The following is a 2,871-nucleotide window of genomic DNA, read 5'->3' as shown; positions in this document are numbered from 1 at the left end:
GGCAGGAATGCCGTACCATATATAAGATAAAGAATTTTGAATCGAGAGACGGGGCCGGGAGGGTTCTTGGTCGTTGGCGGAATATATTTATAAGACAACGATGAAGAGTTTGATCCTGGCTCAGGATGAACGCTAGCGGCAGGCCTAACACATGCAAGTCGAGGGGTAACAGGGAGTGCTTGCACTCCGCTGACGACCGGCGCACGGGTGCGCACCGCGTATGGAACCTGCCTCTTGCAGGGGAATAGCCCAGGGAAACTTGGATTAATGCCCCGTAGTATCATTGCACCGCCTGGTGTTTTGATTAAAGGCTTCGGCCGGCAAGAGATGGCCATGCGTCCCATTAGTTAGATGGTAAGGTAACGGCTTACCATGACTACGATGGGTAGGGGCCCTGAGAGGGGGATCCCCCACACTGGTACTGAGACACGGACCAGACTCCTACGGGAGGCAGCAGTGAGGAATATTGGACAATGGAGGAGACTCTGATCCAGCCATGCCGCGTGCAGGAAGACGGCCCTATGGGTTGTAAACTGCTTTTATACGGGAAGAAAAAGGGCTACGTGTAGCCCCCTGACGGTACCGTAAGAATAAGGACCGGCTAACTCCGTGCCAGCAGCCGCGGTAATACGGAGGGTCCGAGCGTTATCCGGAATTATTGGGTTTAAAGGGTCCGTAGGCGGGCCATTAAGTCAGGGGTGAAAGTCTGCAGCTCAACTGTAGAATTGCCTTTGATACTGGTGGTCTTGAGTTATGGTGAAGTGGCTGGAATATGTAGTGTAGCGGTGAAATGCATAGATATTACATAGAACACCGATTGCGAAGGCAGGTCACTAACCATATACTGACGCTGATGGACGAAAGCGTGGGGAGCGAACAGGATTAGATACCCTGGTAGTCCACGCCGTAAACGATGGATACTAGCTGTCCGGGTCCTTGAGACCTGGGCGGCCAAGCGAAAGTGATAAGTATCCCACCTGGGGAGTACGTTCGCAAGAATGAAACTCAAAGGAATTGACGGGGGCCCGCACAAGCGGTGGAGCATGTGGTTTAATTCGATGATACGCGAGGAACCTTACCAGGGCTTAAATGCAGATTGACAGGTCTAGAGATAGATTTTCCTTCGGGCAATTTGCAAGGTGCTGCATGGTTGTCGTCAGCTCGTGCCGTGAGGTGTCAGGTTAAGTCCTATAACGAGCGCAACCCCTACCGTTAGTTGCCAGCGAGTCATGTCGGGGACTCTAACGGGACTGCCGGTGCAAACCGTGAGGAAGGTGGGGATGACGTCAAATCATCACGGCCCTTACGTCCTGGGCCACACACGTGCTACAATGGTCGGTACAGAGAGCAGCCATGTCGCAAGGCAGAGCGAATCTATAAAACCGATCACAGTTCGGATCGGGGTCTGCAACTCGACCCCGTGAAGCTGGAATCGCTAGTAATCGGATATCAGCCATGATCCGGTGAATACGTTCCCGGGCCTTGTACACACCGCCCGTCAAGCCATGGAAGCCGGGAGTGCCTGAAGTCCGTCACCGTAAGGAGCGGCCTAGGGCAAGATCGGTAACTAGGGCTAAGTCGTAACAAGGTAGCCGTACCGGAAGGTGCGGCTGGAACACCTCCTTTCTAGAGAGTCGACGGCCAAAGACCATAAGACCGGTCCCGTCCTTTCGATTTAATTTCAAGAAACTGTCTTTATGATAACAATATAAGTAAATAACATTTGTCGTTTACGAAAACGAAGAGTGTTAGGGACAGTCCCATAGCTCAGCTGGTTAGAGCGCTACACTGATAATGTAGAGGTCGGCAGTTCGAGTCTGCCTGGGACTACATTTTGCCCCAATGGGGGCGATACGTTCATATAATTGAAAGATTGGAAATTTTAGGAGTTGGGTATCCCAAGTTGGCGTAAGGTCATCGATTAACTGATAACTGTTAACTGATAGCCGGCGACTGAAAGACGGGGGATTAGCTCAGCTGGCTAGAGCGCCTGCCTTGCACGCAGGAGGTCATCGGTTCGACTCCGATATTCTCCACCAGGCAATGCCTGGGGATGGTTTGGTCCATCCTCGAGTATTGTGTTGGGCCGTACGGGATTCAATTGCCCGTCGTGGCTCACGACAACGTTCATTGACATATTGGGACAGGGTATATATATTTAGGTATATGTACTTTGAAGAGAAAACACGAATTTTTTAAGTAAAGTAGTACGAATAGAATAAGAATAAGAATAAAAGGTATAGCGACAAGCTAGATAAGGGCGTATGGGGAATGCCTAGGCTCTCAGAGGCGAAGAAGGACGTGATAAGCTGCGAAAAGCCGCGGGGATCGGCACACACGATATGATCCGCGGATATCCGAATGGGGCAACCCGGCATGTTGAAGACATGTCATCCCGCAAGGGAAGCAAACCCGGTGAACTGAAACATCTAAGTAGCCGGAGGAGGAGAAAACAAAAGTGATTCCGAAAGTAGCGGCGAGCGAAATCGGATTAGTCCAAACCAATGTTGTTTCGGCAATGTTGGGGTTGTAGGACCACGCTGTTCGACGTGCGATGAATTAGAATACCTTGGAAAGGGTAACCAAAGAGGGTGACAGTCCCGTATAAGTAAAGACCATTGTCGATAGTGGTATCCTGAGTAGTGCGGGGCACGTGAAACCCTGTATGAATCCGGCGGGACCATCCGCCAAGACTAAATACTCCTGAGAGACCGATAGTGAACCAGTACCGTGAGGGAAAGGTGAAAAGAACCGTGAATAACGGAGTGAAATAGATCCTGAAACCATACGCTTACAAGCGGTCGGAGCCCTTCGGGGTGACGGCGTGCCTTTTGCATAATGAGCCTACGAGTTACTTTTACTGGCAAGGTT

2 tRNA genes and 2 rRNA genes (1 of these 4 running past the window's edge) are annotated in these 2,871 nt (G+C 50.9%); all 4 read left to right on the top strand.

The features are described from left to right. Window positions 1–97 precede the first annotated feature (97 nt). Window positions 98–1,626 (top strand): 16S ribosomal RNA (locus tag R3X28_RS19060). 130 nt (window positions 1,627–1,756) lie between these two features. Beyond that, window positions 1,757–1,830: transfer RNA gene (locus R3X28_RS19055), tRNA-Ile, on the top strand. A gap of 132 nt (window positions 1,831–1,962) precedes the next feature. Then, window positions 1,963–2,039, top strand: a tRNA-Ala gene (locus tag R3X28_RS19050). A gap of 203 nt (window positions 2,040–2,242) precedes the next feature. After that, window positions 2,243–2,871 (top strand): 23S ribosomal RNA (locus R3X28_RS19045) (it continues 2,202 nt past the right edge of the window). Together the 16S and 23S rRNA genes with 2 tRNA genes alongside form the textbook arrangement of a ribosomal RNA operon.

Origin of the sequence: Maribacter sp. TH_r10 (assembly GCF_033101095.1) — a bacterium.
Lineage (GTDB): Bacteria > Bacteroidota > Bacteroidia > Flavobacteriales > Flavobacteriaceae > Maribacter_A > Maribacter_A luteus.
This window is presented reverse-complemented; position numbering and strand designations above follow the sequence as displayed.